Source organism: Abditibacteriota bacterium (genome assembly GCA_017552965.1).
GTDB lineage: Bacteria > Armatimonadota > UBA5829 > UBA5829 > UBA5829 > RGIG7931.
The window spans coordinates 89,439-106,601 of the sequence record JAFZNQ010000115.1; the positions used below are offsets into that span (position 1 = coordinate 89,439).

Here is a 17,163-nt window from a genome sequence, read left to right on the forward strand (position 1 = left end):
AGTTACTCCTTGTGCCACACGGTGCCGGTCTTGGTATCTTCGAGTATGATGCCTCTCTGTGCCAGTTGGTCTCTGATCTCGTCGGCCCTGGACCAGTTCTTTTCGGCCCGGGCCCGGTTCCTCTCTTCTATAAGGGCGTCTATCTCCCCGCTGTCCGAGGACACGGAGGCGGCTATGTCTTCAAAGCCCAGGCTGAGGACCCGGTCAAACCTGAAGAGCTCCTCCAGTATATTGTATTCGCCGGTCTCCGCAGCCCTGTTGATCATCTCGTTCATCACGCCTATGGCGGCGGGCATGTTCAGGTCGTCGGAGATAGCCTCCTCGAAACGGGTGACGTATTCGCCGGTCCAGTCGGGCCTGGGGCCCTTCATCTGAACGGCCCTCATGATAAAGGCCCTGATCCTCTCATAGGCGTTGCGGGCTGCCGTAAGGGACTCGTCGGTGAACTTCAGCATGTTCCTGTAATGGGCCTGATAGGTGAAATATCTGTAGTGCACGGGCTCAAAGCCGGCGTCAATGAGAGACTGGAGCCGGAGGAAATTGCCCTCGGACTTGCTCATCTTGGCTTCGCCGTCCTTGCCCACCACCAGAAAGGCGCCGTGCATCCAGTAGTTCACGAATTTTCTGCCGGTGCAGCACTGGCTCTGGGCTATCTCGTTGGGATGGTGCACCCACACGTGGTCCTCCCCGCCTGTGTGTATATCAAAGGTCTCCCCCAGATACTTGATGCTCATGGCGGAGCATTCTATGTGCCAGCCGGGGAAGCCCTCGCCCCAGGGAGAAGGCCATCTCATAAGGTGTTCGGCAAAGCGTCCGGTGCATTTGAACCAGACGGCAAAGTCTGCCGGGTGCCTCTTGTCCGGGTCCTCGTTGACCTCGTCCCGGGCGCCCACCACCTTGTCCTGAATGGACTGGCCGGAGAGCTCCGTGTATTCCGGAAAACGGCTGATGTCAAAATATATGGCCTGCTCGGTCTCGTAGGCAAAGCCCTTGTCAAGCAGGGTCTTCACCATGTCCTGCATTTCCTGTATATGGTCGGTGGCCCTGCAGATCACCGTAGGGGTCATGATGTTGAGACGGCTGAGATCCTCAAAAAAGGCCTTCTCGTAAAAGTCGGCTATCTCCCTCACGTCCTTGCCCGTCCTGGCGGCCTGCCGTTCCATCTTGTCGGCGCCGCTGTCCTGATCTCCGGTCAGGTGGCCTACGTCCGTGACGTTCATCACGTGACGCACGTCATAGCCGAAATAGATCAGGGTCTTCTTGAGAACGTCGGCAAAGATATAGGAGCGCAGGTTGCCTATATGGGCATAGTTGTACACTGTGGGTCCGCAGGAATAAATGCCTGCGCAGCCCTCCTTTATGGGGATGAACTCCTGCTTTTTTCTGCCTAAGGTATTGTAGAATCTAATCACCGTTGTTATTCTCGCTTTCCAATATTTTCAGTCTCTTTTCCATGTCCTCGAGCTTGTTGATCATGCAGCGTATCTGCTCGCCCTCGGGGTCCAGGTTCCTGCCGTGAGTGAGACGGTCTTCGTCTTCCTTTTGTTTCTGCAGCACCACTCTGCCGGGGACTCCCACCACCGAGGTATCGGCCGGCACGTCCTTCAGCACCACGGCGTTGGCCCCCACTCTCACGTTGTCGCCCAGAGTGATATTGCCCAGCACCTTGGCTCCCGCGCCTATGATCACATTGTTTCCCAGAGTGGGATGCCTCTTGGACCGGGACATACTGACGCCCCCCAGAGTGACTCCGTGGTAGAGCACGCAGTCGTTGCCTATCTCGGCGGTCTCGCCTATGACCACTCCCATGCCGTGATCTATAAAGAGTCCGGAGCCTATGACTGCCCCCGGGTGTATCTCTATGCCCGTCCAGAAACGGGCGGACTGGCTGATGATCCTGGCCAGGAGCTTCAGCCCGTGGACGTGAAAGAAATGGGCCGCCCTGTACCAGCACACGGCGTGAAGGCCCGCATAGGTCAGCACCTCCGGTAGGCTCCGGGCTGCCGGGTCGTTTCTGAATACGGCGGCTACGTCGCTTTTCAGGGTCCTACACATCTGCCGCTTCAAATATGGCGCGCACCCGCTCCAGGTCCTCGGGGGTGTCCACGCCCATGGGCTTTTCGGCCACCACCAGAGTCCTGATGCGGCAGCCGTTTTCCAGCGCTCTCAGCTGCTCCAGGGATTCGGAGCGCTCCAGAGGCGTCCTGTCCATAGAGGGATATTTCAGCAGGAAGGAGCGCCGATAGGCATATATGCCTATATGTCCGTAATAGGGAGCTCCCGGCTCTCTGTCGTAGGGAATGGGGCTCCGGGAAAAATACAGGGCGTTGCCCTTTTGGTCGCAGACCACCTTCACCAGGTTCGGATCGGCGGCCTCCGCCTTGCTGATGGGCACTATAAGGGTGGCCATTTCAGCATCGGAGTCCCGGAGAGAGTCCGCCAGCACCCTGATGTCCCGGGGATCGACCAGAGGCTCGTCCCCCTGCAGATTGATCACCGTGTCGCAGTCCAGCTTTTCCGCTGCCTCGGCTATCCTGTCTGTGCCCGACCTGTGGTCCCTGCGGGTCATGATATAGGGGGCCCCGAAGGACTCAGCCGCCTCTGCCAGCTCCCGGTCGCACAGGGCCAGATACACCTCGAAGCCGGTCCGGCAGGCTCCTTCGTACACCCGTCGGATCATGGGCTTGCCGCATATATCCAGCAGAGGCTTCCCCGGAAGTCTGGTGGAATCCATCCGGGCAGGTATGATGATACAGGTCTTCAAGACAATACACTCCTTACAAAGCGGTTGCCGGGCACTCTTTTGACGACTCCCTTGACCTCCAGCCCGGTCAGCACCCCGGACAGCTCTTCCGTGGGGAGGCCGGTCTTTTCCGATATGGCGTAGTCGCCTATGGGAATGGTGGTGATGCAGTCAAACACGGCCTTTTCCTTCTCCGACAGGGAGTCTGCAGATGTGTCGGGAGCCAGGAGCACCGTGTAGCCCATATTAAAGGCCACGTCGTCTGCGTTTTCTATGAGAGGGCACCCGTCCTTGATAAGCAGATTGGTGCCGGAATTCTTGTCGTTGTCCGCATTGCCGGGCACCGCATATACGTCCTTGCCGCAGTCTCTGGCCAGGGCGGCGGTGATCAGGGAGCCGGACTTCACGGGGGCCTGTATCACCAGTATAGCGTCGCACAGGCCCGCTATGATCCTGTTGCGCAGGGGGAACTTGTATCTGTCTATCCTGCTGGCGGGGTGATACTCGCTCAGGAGAGAGCCGCCGGACTCCACTATATCCATAAACAGCAGGCTGTTCTCGGGAGGATAATCCACCCCCAGGCCGCAGCCGAACACGGACCAGGTCTCGCCCTTGCCCTTCATGGAGCCCCTGTGAGCGGCGCTGTCGATGCCCCGGGCGCCGCCGCTGACTATGATAAAGCCGTTCTTGGAAAGATCCCGGGTGATGGTCTCCGCCATGTAGAGGCCGTAATAATCGGCGTGTCTGGAGCCTACCACGGCCAGTACGGGAGCCTCGCTGTTGAGATCGGCCTTGCCCTTGACAAACAGAGCGCAGGGAGGATCGGTGATGTATTTCAGCTTTTGCGGATACTCGGGAGAGCTAAACGGAATGAGCCTGATCTGCTGGCGCTCCAGATACTTCAGATCCTTTGACACGTCCGCCTCCGTCCAGTGAAGGATCCTGTCCAGCTGTTTGGGAGACGAGGCGAACCTGTCGGCAAAAAAGGCCCTGTCCCCCATCAGCGCTTCTATATCGCACTCAAAGCGGCACAGGATCTCAAAGGCAGTATCGGGAGCGAGCTCGCAGTGACAAAAGCGCAGCCATGCCGAAAGCTCTTGGTCGGTCATTAGAAAGGAGGAAAGGGAGGAAACCCTTCTTCGGGGTATCCGTCAAAGGACGTATCTTCGTCGGTGTCCGTGGCCACCACGTCCACACTCATGCCGTTGTCATAAGCCACGTAGTTGCCGTTTTCGTCATAGCCGTCCTGCAGAGAGGAGCCGCTTTCGCTCCTCGCTGAAACAGCAGAGGCAGCAGTGGTGGTGCTGCTGCCGCTGTTGTTATTTCCGGAAGTTTCTGTTTGCGAGCTGACTGCTCCGCCTTTTTTCGTCCCGGAGGACTCGGCGTCCTTCATCAGCTGGTTCAGCTGGCCTCCGTACACGGAGCCTGTGCCTACGTCCAGATATTTCAGCGAAGTATCCGACATAGTCCTTATGGGCTGCAGGCCGGTGTCCAGATCGAAGCTGAACTCAAAATTCAGCTCGTTGCCGGCGTAGTCGCTGACAGAGAAGACAGAGGTAAAGGTCCCGGAGGGATAAGGCGAGACTACGGAGGTCTTGGGCTTGCTCAGCACGCCGTAGAAGATCTGGTTGTCCAGATCATAGACCAGCCGCACGTCATATTCGCCGCCCTGACTGTCCTCGCAGGTCAGCTTCGCGGTGGTAAAGTCCACGCCGGAGCTCTTGTCCGTCGCCGAGATCTTGAAGGTGATGGGAGGCAGAGCGGATATCTTCCGGGAATTGGTGTCGTAGCCGGGATAATAGCTCAGTATCTCGGGAGCCTTCTTGTCGGCGGCGCCCCCGTTGGACCTGACCATCAGATAGCCGTCGGCGGTGATGTAGGCCAGAGTGCCGTTATTGTAAACGGCGTTGCCCACCAGACCGGAGGGGACGAAGGACTTGGAGTAGTTCTTCAGGATGTCCTGCAGCTCCACTTCCTCGATGCCGTCCACTATCTTGGTGTTGATAGGCTGAGACACGGCAGTCATGCCGCCGGTCATACCGGTGGTCCCCATGGTCCCTGCGGCGCCCATGGTCCCCATCATGCCGCCCATTCCCATCATGGAAGCGGTGGGAGGCGTATAGCCGGGGATGGACACGGTGGAATTGTTCATGGTCCTGCCGGACTGGTTGGACCAGCAGATGGCGCCGGTCTCCCGATCCAGAGCAAACAGGAAGCCGCTCTTGCAGGCGCACAGCAGAACGTTGTCGGTGAGAGCTATGAGCTGAGAAATGGTCTGGCCCATGTTGTAGGGCTTTTTCCAATTCTGCTCCATCCTGCTGTTGGTGAACCTGAGGGAGTAGAGATTCTGGTTGGCAGTAGCCACGTACACGTTCTGGCCGTCGGTGACGGGAGCGCACGTGATGGTGTGGGAGAACTTCTGCATAGCGTGCTCCTTGCCGGAGCGGGTATAGACTATGACCGCCTTGTCGGTGGTGACCAGAATGTAGTCGTCGGTGATGATGGGCATAAAGCCTCTGATGACGCCGTCGGCACCCAGCTGGAAGGTGTTGGCTCCGCTGGCCAGATCAAAGCCGTAGATGGTGTTGGTATCGGACTTGCTGATCAGCAGGTCATCCTTGATGGTGAACCCGTTGGACAGAATGGCTCTGGCGCCTGCGGAAACAGCGTTCCTGTTCTCGGCAGTGAGGGCGGGAGCAGCATCCTCGAGAGTCTCGGGATCCAGTCTGTAGATCTTTCCGTCGCCGGCGGAGAAATACAGAATGCCGTTCTCGGCGTTGAGCATGGCCGCAGTGGTATTGGGGATGTTGCGCATCTTCAGGACTTCGCCGGTCTCCTCATCCAGAGCGTAAAGCATCTTGGTGGTGCTGAAGAACACCTTGCCGCCTTCGGCCTCGGGGACGCAGGTGATGCCGTTCTCCATGTCATTCTGAGAAGGGTACTGCCAATTGAGGCGTCCCTTGTTCTTCTCGTAGGAATACACCTTGGTGGAGGTACCCACCAGGATGCTCTTGTCTCCTATTCCGATACGCGAGGTAGCGATATTGGTCCCGTTGCCGTACTGGCCGCCGGTGGTGCCGCCTGCCACTCCGGCCACAGCCATGCCGCCTCCGGCCACACCGCCTCCGGCCACTCCGCCGGCCATACCGCCGGTGGCGTAGGAAGAGGCAGCGGAATACTTGATCTGCCTGTCAAAAGAATATACCAGGGGCAGGTCCAGATCACCTTCCGTATAGCCGGTATTTTGCGCATTGACGGTCTGTGTCAGCACCTGCGCGTAAGCGCCGGCTGCAGACATGACGGCCACTGCGGCGATCAACAAAATGACGCCTAAGATTGACTTCTTCACGAGAGCCTCCTCAAGTATAGATATTCAGATAAATTCACTTACATAAGGTATATCTAATTCTATTATATCAAGTTTCAACGCGGTTTTCACTAATTCTCATTATTTTTTTCTGCTAAAATATGGGATCGGGATCAAAGGCCAGAGAGGAATAGCTGCCGTCGTCTCCTTCCAGGAGCTCCCACACGGCTGCTGAGACCTGCTCCGGCTCCCGGGTCTTTATCAGCAGATTGTAGTGATACAGTCCTTTTTCCAGCTTCATAGGCGCAGGCACCGCGGGATACACCCGGGTCCCCTCCGGGCCCTTCAGCCGGGCGGCCAGCTCCCTGCCGAAGGCCATCAGCCTCCCGGAGGCGGCTGACTCGGAGCGGTCGCTGCTGCCGATACGGATGAGACGGGAAAAGGGAGGATACGCAAGCAGCCTTCTGTTTTCCAGCTCGTAGCGGTAAAAGCCGGCGAAATCATGCCGGGCCACCAGTTCCAGCACCGGGCTTTCCGCCGCCAGGGTCTGGACTATCACCTGTCCCGGCTCGCTGCCCCTGCCTGCCCTGCCGGCCACCTGGCTCAGCAGCTGAAAGGTCCTCTCCTCCGCTCTGAAGTCCGGCATGTTGAGGTCCGTGTCGGCGGAGATGATGCCCACCAGGGTCACACCCGGAAAATCCAGTCCCTTGGCTATCATCTGGGTCCCCACCAGTACGTCGCATTCCCCCTTGCGGAACCTGTCGATGATCCTCTGGTGGGCGCCCTTGGTGCCGGTGGTGTCGCTGTCCATACGCAGGACCCGGGCAGAGGGAAACTCCATTCTGACGAATTCCTCCACCTTCTGGGTACCTATGCCGGGGGACATGAGCTTCGGGCCGCCGCAGACGGGGCACCGGGCGGGAGCCGCCGCATGAAAGCCGCAGTGATGACAGGAAAGGTGCCGGGTGTCCTTGTGATACTTCAGGGTCACGTCGCAATTGCGGCACTTCGCCACCCATCCGCAGGAGCGGCATATGATAAAGGGGGAATAGGCCCGTCTGTTCTGCATGAGTATCACCTGCCGGCCCCGGGCGAGACAGTCCTCTATGGCCTCCCGGAGCAGGGGCGAGAATATGGTGGGCGCCGGACCGGCAGGAGCTTCGGCCAGCACCGCCGTTTTTACCTGAGGCAGGGGGCGGCCGGCCACTCTGTCAGGCATCTCCACCAGCAGATACTCCCCGGAGCAGGCTTTGTAATAGCTCTCCAGCGAAGGGGTGGCGCTGCCCAGCAGGAGCACACAGCGGTGCATCCCGGACCTCATAAGGGCCACTTCCCTGGCATGATAGCGGGGGGCGCTGTCCTCCTGCTTGTAGCCTCCGTCGTGCTCCTCGTCAATGATGATGAGCCCTATGTTGTCCAGGGGGGCGAACACGCAGCTCCGGGCCCCCAGGACCACGGAGGCCCTGCCGTCCCTGGCCCTCTGCCATTCGTCCAGTCTTTCCCCGTCGGAGAGATTGCTGTGGAGCACCGCCACCCTGTCCCCGAAACGGCTGCGGAATATGTTCATCACCTGAGCCGTAAGGGCTATCTCAGGCAGCAGCACCAGGGCGGTCCTGCCCTCCTTCAGAGCCTTCTCTATGAGGGCCATATACACCTCGGTCTTTCCCGAAGCGGTGACTCCGTGCAGGAGCGCGGCGCGGCTCTCCCCCGCGTCCATCTCTGCGGAGATGCGGGCTATGGCGTTTTGCTGGTGGGGCGTATAGCTGATCTGCCGGGGCTCCGTGTGTATGTAGTCGGGGATACGGTCCCTGTATATCACCGTCTCCGACAGGACCCCTGCCTTCACGCACTTGCCGATCATGGCCCGGGTGGCTATTTTGTTTGCCACCAGATATCCCACCGGCACCGGGTCCTGCCCGGCCAGCCGGTCCGCCAGGGCCTTCATCCTGGGCGTCAGGCTGCCCTCAAAGCCGGGGACGGCGCTGACGCATTTTATCTCCACCCTCCTGGGCCTCCGGGCGAAATAATACTTCTTGTCCAGTATTTTGCGGGCGGTCATATCCCTCAGGAGCTTCCGGACAGCGGCCTCGGTCATATCCATCTCACCGGCCAGCAGCCGGGGGGAAGAGCGTCTGCCCAGGGCGGCCACCAGCTCCAGAGCCCGCTTTTCCGTCGGAGAGCAGGCTCCCTCTCCGTCGCCGGGGGCGTAATACTCCCCCAGCTTAGACCTCACAGCCGCGGGGACCACGGAAGCCAGGGTGCGGGACAGGCTGCAAAAGCAGCTGCGGCTGACCCTGCGGGCCAGCTCTATGATCTCGGGAGTGATGCTGCCCTCGTCTATGATCTCCAGCACCGGCTTCAGCCGGGCAGGCTCCGCGTCCGAGGATCCGGGAAAATCTATGATATAGCCGAACACGGCCCGGCCTGCCAGCGGCACCACCGCGCCGGAACCGATCCGCCCCTCCATGCCCTCGGGCAGATAATAGGTCAGAAAATCAAATCCGCCTCCGGCAAAGTCGCCGGAGGCCACGTTTACGAGTCTCACTTCAAGGCTCCCGCCAGCTCATCCAGTATGACGTCAGCCAGCTCTCTTTTGGGTATCCTGCCAGTGGCAGTCCGGGAGCCGTCCTTTTTGATGATGACCGCGCTGTCGTAGTCGCTGCCGAACACGTCCCGGGAGACGTCGTTGGCCACTATCATGTCCAGCTTTTTCCGCTCCAGCTTCAGCCGGGCGTTTGCTTCCGGATCGCCGGTCTCCGCGGCAAAGCCCACCAGCGCCGGCCCCGGGGCCTCCGCAGCCAGGCTGCCTATGACGTCTCTGGCCTCCGTAAGGGTCAGCTCCAGAGGTCTGCCGTTCTTTTTGATCTTGGCGGGACTGGGCTCGCAGGCGTAGTCGCAGGGGGCCGCCGCCGCTATGACGGCGTCGGGCTTTTCGCTGAGGCAAATATCCTTCAGCGCCCTGTACATATCCTCGTTGGTGAGAGCCTCCTCCACCCTGGCTCCGGGAGGAAAGGCCGCGGATACCCGTCCCGTCACCGCTATCACCCGGGCTCCCCGCCGCAATGCGGCCTCGCAGAGGGCGGCGCCCATCTTGCCGGAGGAGTGATTGGTGATGAATCTCACCGGGTCTATGGGAGACATGGTGGCGCCGGCGGTGACCACTATGCATCTGCCGGCATAATCTCCCCTGCCGGTGACCGCATCCACTATGGTCTCCGGGGAGGAGAGCCGGCCCTTCCCTTCGGTCCCGCAGGCCAGACGCCCGCTGTCCGGACCGATGAAGGCGCAGCCTCTTGCTGCCAGAAGCTCCATGTTGGCCCTGTTTGCCGGGTGTTCGTACATGGCAGTATTCATGGCCGGGGCGATATACACGGGGCACCGGCAGGCCAAATACACCGTGGACAGCATGTCGTCGGCAATGCCTGCGGCCATCTTGGCTATGATATTGGCGTCGGCGGGCGCTACCAGCAGCAGGTCCGCCCAGTCGGCCAGAGATATGTGCTCCGGCTCGTAGGCGTGTTCCCCGAACATATCCGAGCACACGGGATAGCCGCTGAGGGTAGCCAGGGACAGCTCCGTGATGAATCGGGTGGCGTTGGCGGTCATGATCACCCTGACCGAGTGTCCCCTTTTCCGCAGCAGCGATACTATCTCGCAGGCCTTCCAGGCAGCGATGCTCCCGGTCACTCCCAATAATACGTTAGATCCCATTTTGTCTCTTTTTCTCCCCGTCGATCAGTCCGGCCACCCGGCGGATGCACTCCTGCAGGTCGTCGTTCACCACCCGGGCGTCATACAGATGCCGCCGGTCCATTTCGGCCTCGGCGTTTTGCAGCCTGAGGGCTATCTGCTCGGGCGTCTCCGTGCCCCGTCCGGACAGCCGCTGCCGCAGAGTGTCCCGGTCCGGAGGCATGATGAATATGGTAAAGGCCTCGGGATGGGCCTTTTTTACGTTGAGCCCTCCCTGCACGTCTATTTCCAGCAGCACGGTCCTGCCCTCCTCTGCCAGAGCCATAGCCTCCCGGCGGGGGGTGCCGTAATAATTGCCGTGGACGAAAGCGTATTCCAGAAAATAGCCCTCGTCCTTTTTGATCTCAAAAGCCTCTTTGGTCAAAAAGTGATATTCCCTGCCGTCCCGTTCTCCCGGTCTGGGAGCTCTGGTGGTGCAGGTCACGCATTCGGTGATGTGGGGATCCTGCGCCTTGAGCCCGGCAGCCACGCTGCCCTTGCCGACTCCGGAGGGTCCGGAGATCACCACTATAAGTCCCTTTGTCAACGGTCGCTCCTATATGATCACTCTGGGCACCAGACTGTCCACCGGTATCCTCATGGAGTCCAGCTCCACCCGGTCGTCGGTGCGGACAGAGTCCCTGATATCGGTGATATCCACTATGGTCATCTGCATGGCCACCTTGCCCAGCACCGGGGCCTCGGCGCCGGCGATCCTCACCACTCTTTTGCGAAAACGCTTCTTCATGAAGAACCTCAACGGCTCCATGCGATACACCAGAGCCTCGGGTATCATGGTAAAGCCGTCGCCGAAGCCGGCGGATATCACGGCGCAGGTCATGGGCTTTTTGGCCACGAACTCGCTGCCGTAGCCCACCGTGTCCCCGGGCAGCAGCTCCTTGATCTCGCACACTCTGCAGCACAGCTGCCAGGTGTTTTGGAGAGTGATGTGATCCTTTTTGGCGTAGATGGAGGGAAACTGGCCGTAGAGGCTGGTGCCCACCCGGACCATATCCAGATGCATATCCGGGAACCTCAGGGCGGCTCCGGAATTGCAGCAGTGGGCCAGGCCGTAGTCAAAGCCGTGGCGCTTCAGGTCCGTAAGGGCGTCCTGGAATTTGGCGAATTGCTGCTGGGTGAACTTGATGTCCAGCTCCCCGGACCGGGCAAAATGGGTGTAGATGCCCGCCACGGTGATATTCTGCAGCCCGGACATGCTCCGGAAGAGGTCCGTCACCGCGCCGGGTCTGACCCCCAGACGCCCCATGCCCGTGTCCACCTTCACGTGGACCCGGGCGGTCTTTCCCATCCGGGCAGCTGCCCGGGAGATGTTCACCGCGTCCCTTTCGGCGGACACGGTCAGCTCCAGGTCCAGCTCCAGGGCTTCGGCTATGTTGTCGGCAGCGGGGTTCATAAAGACCAGCACGGGGGTCCGGATGCCTGCGTCCCGTATCATCCTGGCCTCGTCGATATGGGTGACTGCCAGATAGTCGGCTCCCAGCTCCGCGAACACGCGGCTCACCTCCGCTATGCCGTGGCCGTAGCCGTTGGACTTCACCACGCAGCACAGACGGGTCCCTTCCGAGAGCAGGCCCCGGATCACCCGGTAGTTGTTTTCAAGAGCGTCCCTGCGGACCTCTACCCAAATGTCATGCATTCCGCTTGGACCCGGCCATGGCTTTCATGGTCCCTCTTATCCTGGGCAGCAGCTTGACCCAGATGCCGTAGAGGAAGGGATCGATCACCAGATCGTATTCACCTATGTATTCTATGAATTCCGGCGAAAAGCCTTCCTTGAAGCGGTTGAGGCCGCTGAGCTTGTCTTCGCCGTCCTTTTGGGGGCTGACGCCCCTGAAGTCGTAGATACGGCAGTTGTTGGCGTGAGCCCACTTGATCATCTCCCACTGCATCAGGTGGTTGGGCATGTGCTTCCGGTGGCTGTTGGAGGAGGCGCCGTAGGTGTACATGGCCTTGTCTCCCCACAGATAGCACAGAGAGCCGGTCACGGGAGTGCCCTCATAATAGGTGAGGAACAGCTTCAGATAGCCCTGGGGCTCCAGCAGGTCCCACATATTGCTGAAGTATTCATAGCCCCGCACCAGAAAGCCGTCTCTCTCGCAGGTCTCCTTCAGCAGCTCGTAGAACACCGGCAGGTCCTCCTTGGTGCAGTCGGTCCGGGCGGTCACGCCTCTTCTGGCGGACAGCCGGATATTGTAGCGCCACTTTTCCTTGAAGGCGCCGAATATATCGTCCAGGCTCTTCTGCCGGCCGTCCCGGTCCGTGAGCATCAGCTGCATGACGCACTTGGGCTGGGTCCCGCCAAAGCCTTCCTGGACCACCTCCCTGAAGCCGGCGGAGCGCAGGTTGTCCAGGCTCACGCTGTCGCTTATCTCGATGGGAGGATCTATCTTCACCAGTATGGCCCCGTGCTTCCGGGCAAGGCCCCGGATATATCCGGTGAACTCCGTCACCCTGTCCCGGTCTATGGTGTCCATGACAAAGCCTCTGGGAATGTAGAAAATGCACCTGTTCTTCAGAAAAGGCAGGGGCTTTTTCAGTATGGAGGCGGCGGCGCACACCTCTCCAGTGTCGTCCCGGGCCAGCAGTCTGATGGGGGTCCAGCCGCTTTTGGACTTCAGCTCTCCCCACTCCCACGACTGAAGCAGGTCTCCCCAGGGAAACCAGGCGATAAAGTTGTTGAATATATCCTTTTCAGTGTCGGTTATCTCGCTTATCTTCATTGTCCTCAGCACCACACTCTTTCTTTCTCAGGCGGGCCTTTTTTCTGTATTCGCGCAGATCCATGGGCATAAAGTCGGGGCCCTTGGCGCCTGCCCGGCCGTCATCCTTTTTGATGACGGTGATCTTTTTCATCCTGTACCGGGGCATGCTATATCCGCCGCTTGTAGCACTCCACCAGGGTCTTGTTGGCCCCGGGGAGCCCGTAGAGAGGCAGGTCTCTGGTAGCCATGACGTTGCTCAGGTCCTGCAGCTCCTCATCGGTGATGGGGTTCAGGGTGCCGGCAGCCCGGGCCATCAGCACCGAGTTGATGGAGGCCTCCGCCAGCTCGATGGTGTTCAGGGTGGTGTATATGTCTCCCCGGGACATGGTCACCAGGCCGTGCTTTTCCATGATAAAACTGTTGTAGTAGGGCAGATACGGAGCAAAGTTGTCCGCCAGCTTTTTGGTGAGAGGCTCGCCGTAGGGCACCGTGGGAATGGGCCCCACCTCGGTCACGGTCTCGGGATAAAAGGGCTGCATCAGCAGCTCCCGCTGCTCCTCGGGCCTGATGACTGCGCAGGCGCAGGCGCAGGGCGGATGACAGTGTATCACGCTCTTGATGTCGGGCCTGTCGTGAAAGAATCTGAGATACATGGGCTTTTCGCCGGTGGGCTTGGCGGTGCCCTCTATGGTCTCTCCCGCCATGTCTATGAATATGACGTTGTCCCGGTCCACGTGGCCCTTCCAGGTCTTGGTGGGGGTGATGAGCACCACGTCATCCTCCAGACGCCAAGCGGCGTTGCCTCCGGCGCTGGTGACAAAGCCCAGGTCCGCCAGCCTGTGGCACACGCCTATGAAGAGGTCCACTTCCTTGGTATATTTTTCCAGCAGCATATCTTGTCTCCTAATCAAAATCTATCATAGCTTTTACTACCCCGTCGGAGTAGTTTTCCACCAGGTCCATGGCCCTGCCCGTCTCCTCCAGCGGGAATCTGTGGGTGACCATCGGATTCACGTTCACCCGGCCGGAGGCTATGAAGTCCAGGGCTTCCTGACAGCATTCGTTCTGACGGCGCACGTTGCGCACGTCCAGCTCCTTGCGTCTCATCAGGTCTATCTTGAAGGACACCCTTTCCGAGGTGGCGGGGATGCCTATGAGCATGAGCCTGCCTCCCGGCTTCAGCATATCCACGGCCTGATCCATGGCGCTCTGCTGTCCGCAGCATTCGAACACGCAGTCCATGCCCTCCGGAGCCGCCTCCAGTATGCCCTTGGTGATGTCAGTCCTGTCGGGATTGGCGCCCCACACGGCTCCCATGGCCATGGCCATTTCCAGCCTGTAGTCCAGACGGTCTGTGACGTAGATCGCCTCCGCTCCCGCGTCCAGAGCGCTGAGCAGGACGCACAGCCCCACGGGGCCGGCGCCCAGGATGGCGATCTTTTTGCCCTTCATGGGTATGGAGCGCTTGACCGCATACCAGCCTATGGCCATGGGCTCGGATATGGAGGCCTCGTCAAAATTCATGGTGTCCGGAATGGGGAAGCAGCTGGTCTCGGGCATGACTATGTATTCACTCAGACAGCCCTCCGCCTGTCCGGGACAGCCCAGAAACCGCAGCTTTCTGCAGGTGTTCCGGCGGCCCGCCCGGCACTGGTCGCACTCAAAGCAGGGCATGGCCGGCTCTATGGCGATCCTGTCTCCGGGCTTCACCCGGGTGACAGCGCTGCCCACGGCCTCCACCACGCCGGCGCCTTCGTGGCCCACGGTAAAGGGAAACTGCACCACCTGGCTGCCTATCATGCCGTCGGAATAATAATGGACGTCCGAGCCGCATATACCCACCGCCTTGACCTTGATGAGCACGTCCGTGTCGGACTTGATGACGGGCATGGGCTCGTCAAAGATCTTCACCTCTCTGATCGCTGTAAGCTTTGCCGATTTCATAACATATTTCCTCTGTTCAGTATATTGGAAGGATCAAACAGTCCTTTGAGATATCTCATGCCCTCCAGCTCCTCCGGGGAATACATGAGGGGCAAAAAATCCTTTTTCAGCTTGCCTATGCCGTGTTCCGCGGACACGGAGCCGCCCAGAGAGGCCACCCGGGCCGCCCACTTTTTGTAGAGCTCCTTGCCCCGGGCGTATTCTTCGGCGCTGTCGGGGATGATGTTCACGTGGAGATGGTTGTCGCCTATGTGGCCGAATATGACGAAGTCCAGGCCCGACTCCTCCAGGTCCCTGCGATACATGGCCACCGTGTCCCTCAGATACTCGTCCGGCACCGACATATCGGTGCCCAGCTTGGTGATGGAGGGATCCCGGCGCTTTTTCTCCCCTATGAGCATGTTCACGGCCTCCGGCACTGCGTGACGGAAGGCCTTCAGGGGCTGCAGGGCCTCCGGATCGAAGCCGCACAGCATGCGGTCCTCCTCTATGCCGTATTCCTCCGTGAGCTCCAGCAGGACCTCCAGCTCGCTGTCATCCCGGGGATGCAGCTCCGCGTATATGGCGCAGCCGGCCCCTTCCGGGACCCGGCGTATGTGCTCAAAGGCGCCCCGGCTCTCCCGCATATGGGTGAGCAGACCCAGGGCTCCGCCGTCAAAATATTCGATGGCGGCCGTATGCAGCTCCGGCGTCTGCCGCAGCCGCTCCGTCAGGGACAGAGCAGTCTCCTCCCGGTCCAGGAACATGATGGCTCCGCAGACCTGGGGCTGCTCCGTGAGCCTCAGGGTCACTCCGGTGATCACAGCCAGGATGCCCTCGCTGCCTATGAACAGGTCCAGCAGGTCCATATCCGGCCTGATATAGAGGCCGGCGGCGGACTTCACGTTCACGGGATGCACCCGGGGCAGAGTGCCCCTGACGCCAAAGAGCTCAAAATCATAGCCCGAGGCAAAGACCTCCCCTCTCCGGAGAGTGCGCAGCTCTCCGTCGGCGGTCACCAGCTCCAGACCCTCGGTCCAGCGGCGCATGGGACCGTAGCCGAAGCTCACTGCCCCCGAGGCATTGGTGGCTGCCATGCCTCCCAGCAGGGCGGAGCTCTCGGTGGGGTCCGGCGGGAAACAGAGCCCCCGGGGAGCTATGTGGCTCCGCAGAGCGTCCAGGGACACTCCGGCGCCGGCGGTGATAAGCAGATCTCCGTCCGGGTCTCCCAGAGCCGTGAGCCGGGACAGATTCAGGATACAGGAGTCCATGGGCACAGCCCCTCCCGTGATGCCCGTAAGGCCTCCCTGGACAGTGAGGGGCAAAGACCTGCCGGCGGCATAGGCCACCGCCCGGGCCGCTTCGGCGGCGGTATCGGGCAGGCATATTCCCAGGGCCCGGCCCCGCAGCCTGGACTCGTCGGAGACATAGTCTCCGCCGGCGGCTCCGGATATCTCCACAAACGGACTGTTCATCATGGCTCCTTGACAAGATAATTTCTATATATATTATACCACAAAGAGTCCCCGGTTTGATAGCCCGAAGGCCCGGCGCCCCGGCCCCCGAAAGGGGGGCTATTCAAAAACCGGCGCATATGTGGTATTATATTATTGTATCTTACGACAGGAAGTGATCTATGAAAAATCTTGACTTCAGAGAAAATCTATTGCAGATCAAGCCCTACGTTCCCGGCAAGCCCATCGAAGAGGTAAAGCGGGAGCTGGGCATCAGCGACGTCATCAAGCTGGCATCCAACGAAAACGCCCTGGGCCCCAGTCCTCTGGCCATGGAGGCGGCAGCCCGGACCCTGGCCAGCTCCAACATATATCCCGACGGAGCGGCCTACACCCTCAGGCACAAGCTGGCGGAGGGTCTGAAGGTGCAGCCGGAGAACATCATCTTCGGCACCGGCGGCGACGAGATCATATTTTATTTTGCCCACACCTTCCTGAAGCCCACGGACAACATAGTGGTGCCCGTATCCACCTTCTCGGAATACACCTCCTCCGCCCTCATCATGGACGCCGAGGTCCGCAAGGTCCCCATGACCGACAAGTGGGGAGCCGACCCCGAGGCCATGCTGGCCCGGGCCGACGGGAACACCAAGGCCTTTTATATCACCAATCCCAACAACCCCACCGGCACTCTGCTGGACAAAAAGACCATAGAGAGCTTTCTCGACAGAATGCCCGAGAGATGCGTCCTCTTCCTGGACGAGGCCTATTTTGAATACGTGGACGACACGGATTATTCCGACATGAACAAATGGATCGCCGAGGACCGCAGGATCGTGGTGCTGAGGACCTTTTCCAAGATATACGGTCTGGCGGGTCTCCGCATAGGCTACGCCCTGGCCCCCGCCGACATCATAGACATCATGGAGCGGGTGCGCCTTCCCTTCAACACGGGCATAGTGGCCCAGGCCGCCGCTCTGGCAGCCCTGGACGACAGGGAGCACGTGGCCCGGTCCAGAAAGAGCAACCGGGAAGGCAAAGAGTATCTCTACGGGGAGTTTGACAGGCTGGGCATCAATTACGTGCCCACCCAGGCCAACTTCATCTGGTTTGACGCCGGGCAGGACTGCGTGAAGGTGTTCGGAGACATGATGAAGCAGGGAGTCATCATCCGGTCGGGCAATATCTTCGGCGCCCCCACCCACCTGAGAGTCACCATAGGCACTCCGGAAGAGAACCGCAAGTTCGTGAAGGCTCTCTCCGCGGTGCTGGGCAGAGGTTAGG

The 17,163-nt window shown here is 60.0% G+C and carries 15 protein-coding genes; 1 reads left to right on the forward strand and 14 read right to left on the reverse strand.

What is annotated here, in order from left to right:
- Positions 1–2: 2 nt before the first annotated feature.
- The 14 genes from cysS to IK083_09805 all read right to left on the reverse strand — a co-directional run bounded on the left by cysS (position 3) and on the right by IK083_09805 (position 15,900).
- Entirely contained in the window at positions 3–1,412 is a 1,410-nt protein-coding gene (cysS, locus tag IK083_09740; GenBank protein ID MBR4749833.1) for a cysteine--tRNA ligase, read from the reverse strand.
- Entirely contained in the window at positions 1,405–2,055 is a 651-nt protein-coding gene (gene cysE, locus IK083_09745) for a serine O-acetyltransferase (GenBank protein ID MBR4749834.1), read from the reverse strand. Before cysE ends, cysS begins: the two co-directional genes overlap by 8 nt.
- Positions 2,048–2,764: a 3-deoxy-manno-octulosonate cytidylyltransferase gene (gene kdsB / locus IK083_09750; protein ID MBR4749835.1), complete on the reverse strand. Its 717-nt coding sequence runs from the start codon at positions 2,762–2,764 to the stop codon at positions 2,048–2,050. The genes cysE and kdsB overlap by 8 nt, the downstream gene beginning before the upstream one ends.
- Positions 2,761–3,852 carry a DNA-processing protein DprA gene (gene dprA, locus IK083_09755; protein MBR4749836.1) on the reverse strand — a complete coding sequence of 364 codons (1,092 nt, stop codon included), beginning with the start codon at positions 3,850–3,852 and terminating at the stop codon, positions 2,761–2,763. Before dprA ends, kdsB begins: the two co-directional genes overlap by 4 nt.
- On the reverse strand, positions 3,852–6,092 hold the full coding sequence (locus IK083_09760) for a PQQ-binding-like beta-propeller repeat protein (protein MBR4749837.1): 2,241 nt from the start codon (positions 6,090–6,092) through the stop codon (positions 3,852–3,854). Before IK083_09760 ends, dprA begins: the two co-directional genes overlap by 1 nt.
- Before the next feature lie 112 nt (positions 6,093–6,204).
- Positions 6,205–8,595: a primosomal protein N' gene (priA, locus tag IK083_09765; GenBank protein MBR4749838.1), complete on the reverse strand. Its 2,391-nt coding sequence runs from the start codon at positions 8,593–8,595 to the stop codon at positions 6,205–6,207.
- Complete coding sequence (gene coaBC / locus IK083_09770; protein ID MBR4749839.1) at positions 8,592–9,761, reverse strand: bifunctional phosphopantothenoylcysteine decarboxylase/phosphopantothenate--cysteine ligase CoaBC; 1,170 nt, start codon at positions 9,759–9,761, stop codon at positions 8,592–8,594. The genes priA and coaBC overlap by 4 nt, the downstream gene beginning before the upstream one ends.
- Complete coding sequence (gmk, locus tag IK083_09775) at positions 9,751–10,326, reverse strand: guanylate kinase (protein ID MBR4749840.1); 576 nt, start codon at positions 10,324–10,326, stop codon at positions 9,751–9,753. Before gmk ends, coaBC begins: the two co-directional genes overlap by 11 nt.
- A gap of 9 nt (positions 10,327–10,335) precedes the next feature.
- Positions 10,336–11,436 (reverse strand): alanine racemase, encoded by a 1,101-nt coding sequence (gene alr / locus IK083_09780; GenBank protein MBR4749841.1) that lies wholly within the window; start codon positions 11,434–11,436, stop codon positions 10,336–10,338.
- A complete protein-coding gene (locus IK083_09785; GenBank protein MBR4749842.1) occupies positions 11,429–12,520 on the reverse strand; it encodes a peptidoglycan bridge formation glycyltransferase FemA/FemB family protein in 1,092 nt (363 codons plus the stop codon). The genes alr and IK083_09785 overlap by 8 nt, the downstream gene beginning before the upstream one ends.
- Positions 12,492–12,653, reverse strand: coding sequence for a hypothetical protein (locus IK083_09790; GenBank protein ID MBR4749843.1), 162 nt, complete (start codon positions 12,651–12,653; stop codon positions 12,492–12,494). The genes IK083_09785 and IK083_09790 overlap by 29 nt, the downstream gene beginning before the upstream one ends.
- A gap of 16 nt (positions 12,654–12,669) precedes the next feature.
- Positions 12,670–13,395, reverse strand: a complete 726-nt coding sequence (locus IK083_09795; protein ID MBR4749844.1) for a class II aldolase/adducin family protein — start codon at positions 13,393–13,395, stop codon at positions 12,670–12,672.
- Between the two features lie 10 nt (positions 13,396–13,405).
- On the reverse strand, positions 13,406–14,446 hold the full coding sequence (locus tag IK083_09800; protein ID MBR4749845.1) for an alcohol dehydrogenase catalytic domain-containing protein: 1,041 nt from the start codon (positions 14,444–14,446) through the stop codon (positions 13,406–13,408).
- Positions 14,443–15,900 carry an FAD-binding oxidoreductase gene (locus tag IK083_09805; protein ID MBR4749846.1) on the reverse strand — a complete coding sequence of 486 codons (1,458 nt, stop codon included), beginning with the start codon at positions 15,898–15,900 and terminating at the stop codon, positions 14,443–14,445. The genes IK083_09800 and IK083_09805 overlap by 4 nt, the downstream gene beginning before the upstream one ends.
- A gap of 161 nt (positions 15,901–16,061) precedes the next feature.
- On the opposite strand from IK083_09805, the gene IK083_09810 reads away from it, so the two are divergent.
- Complete coding sequence (locus IK083_09810; GenBank protein MBR4749847.1) at positions 16,062–17,162, forward strand: histidinol-phosphate transaminase; 1,101 nt, start codon at positions 16,062–16,064, stop codon at positions 17,160–17,162.
- Position 17,163: the final 1 nt, after the last annotated feature.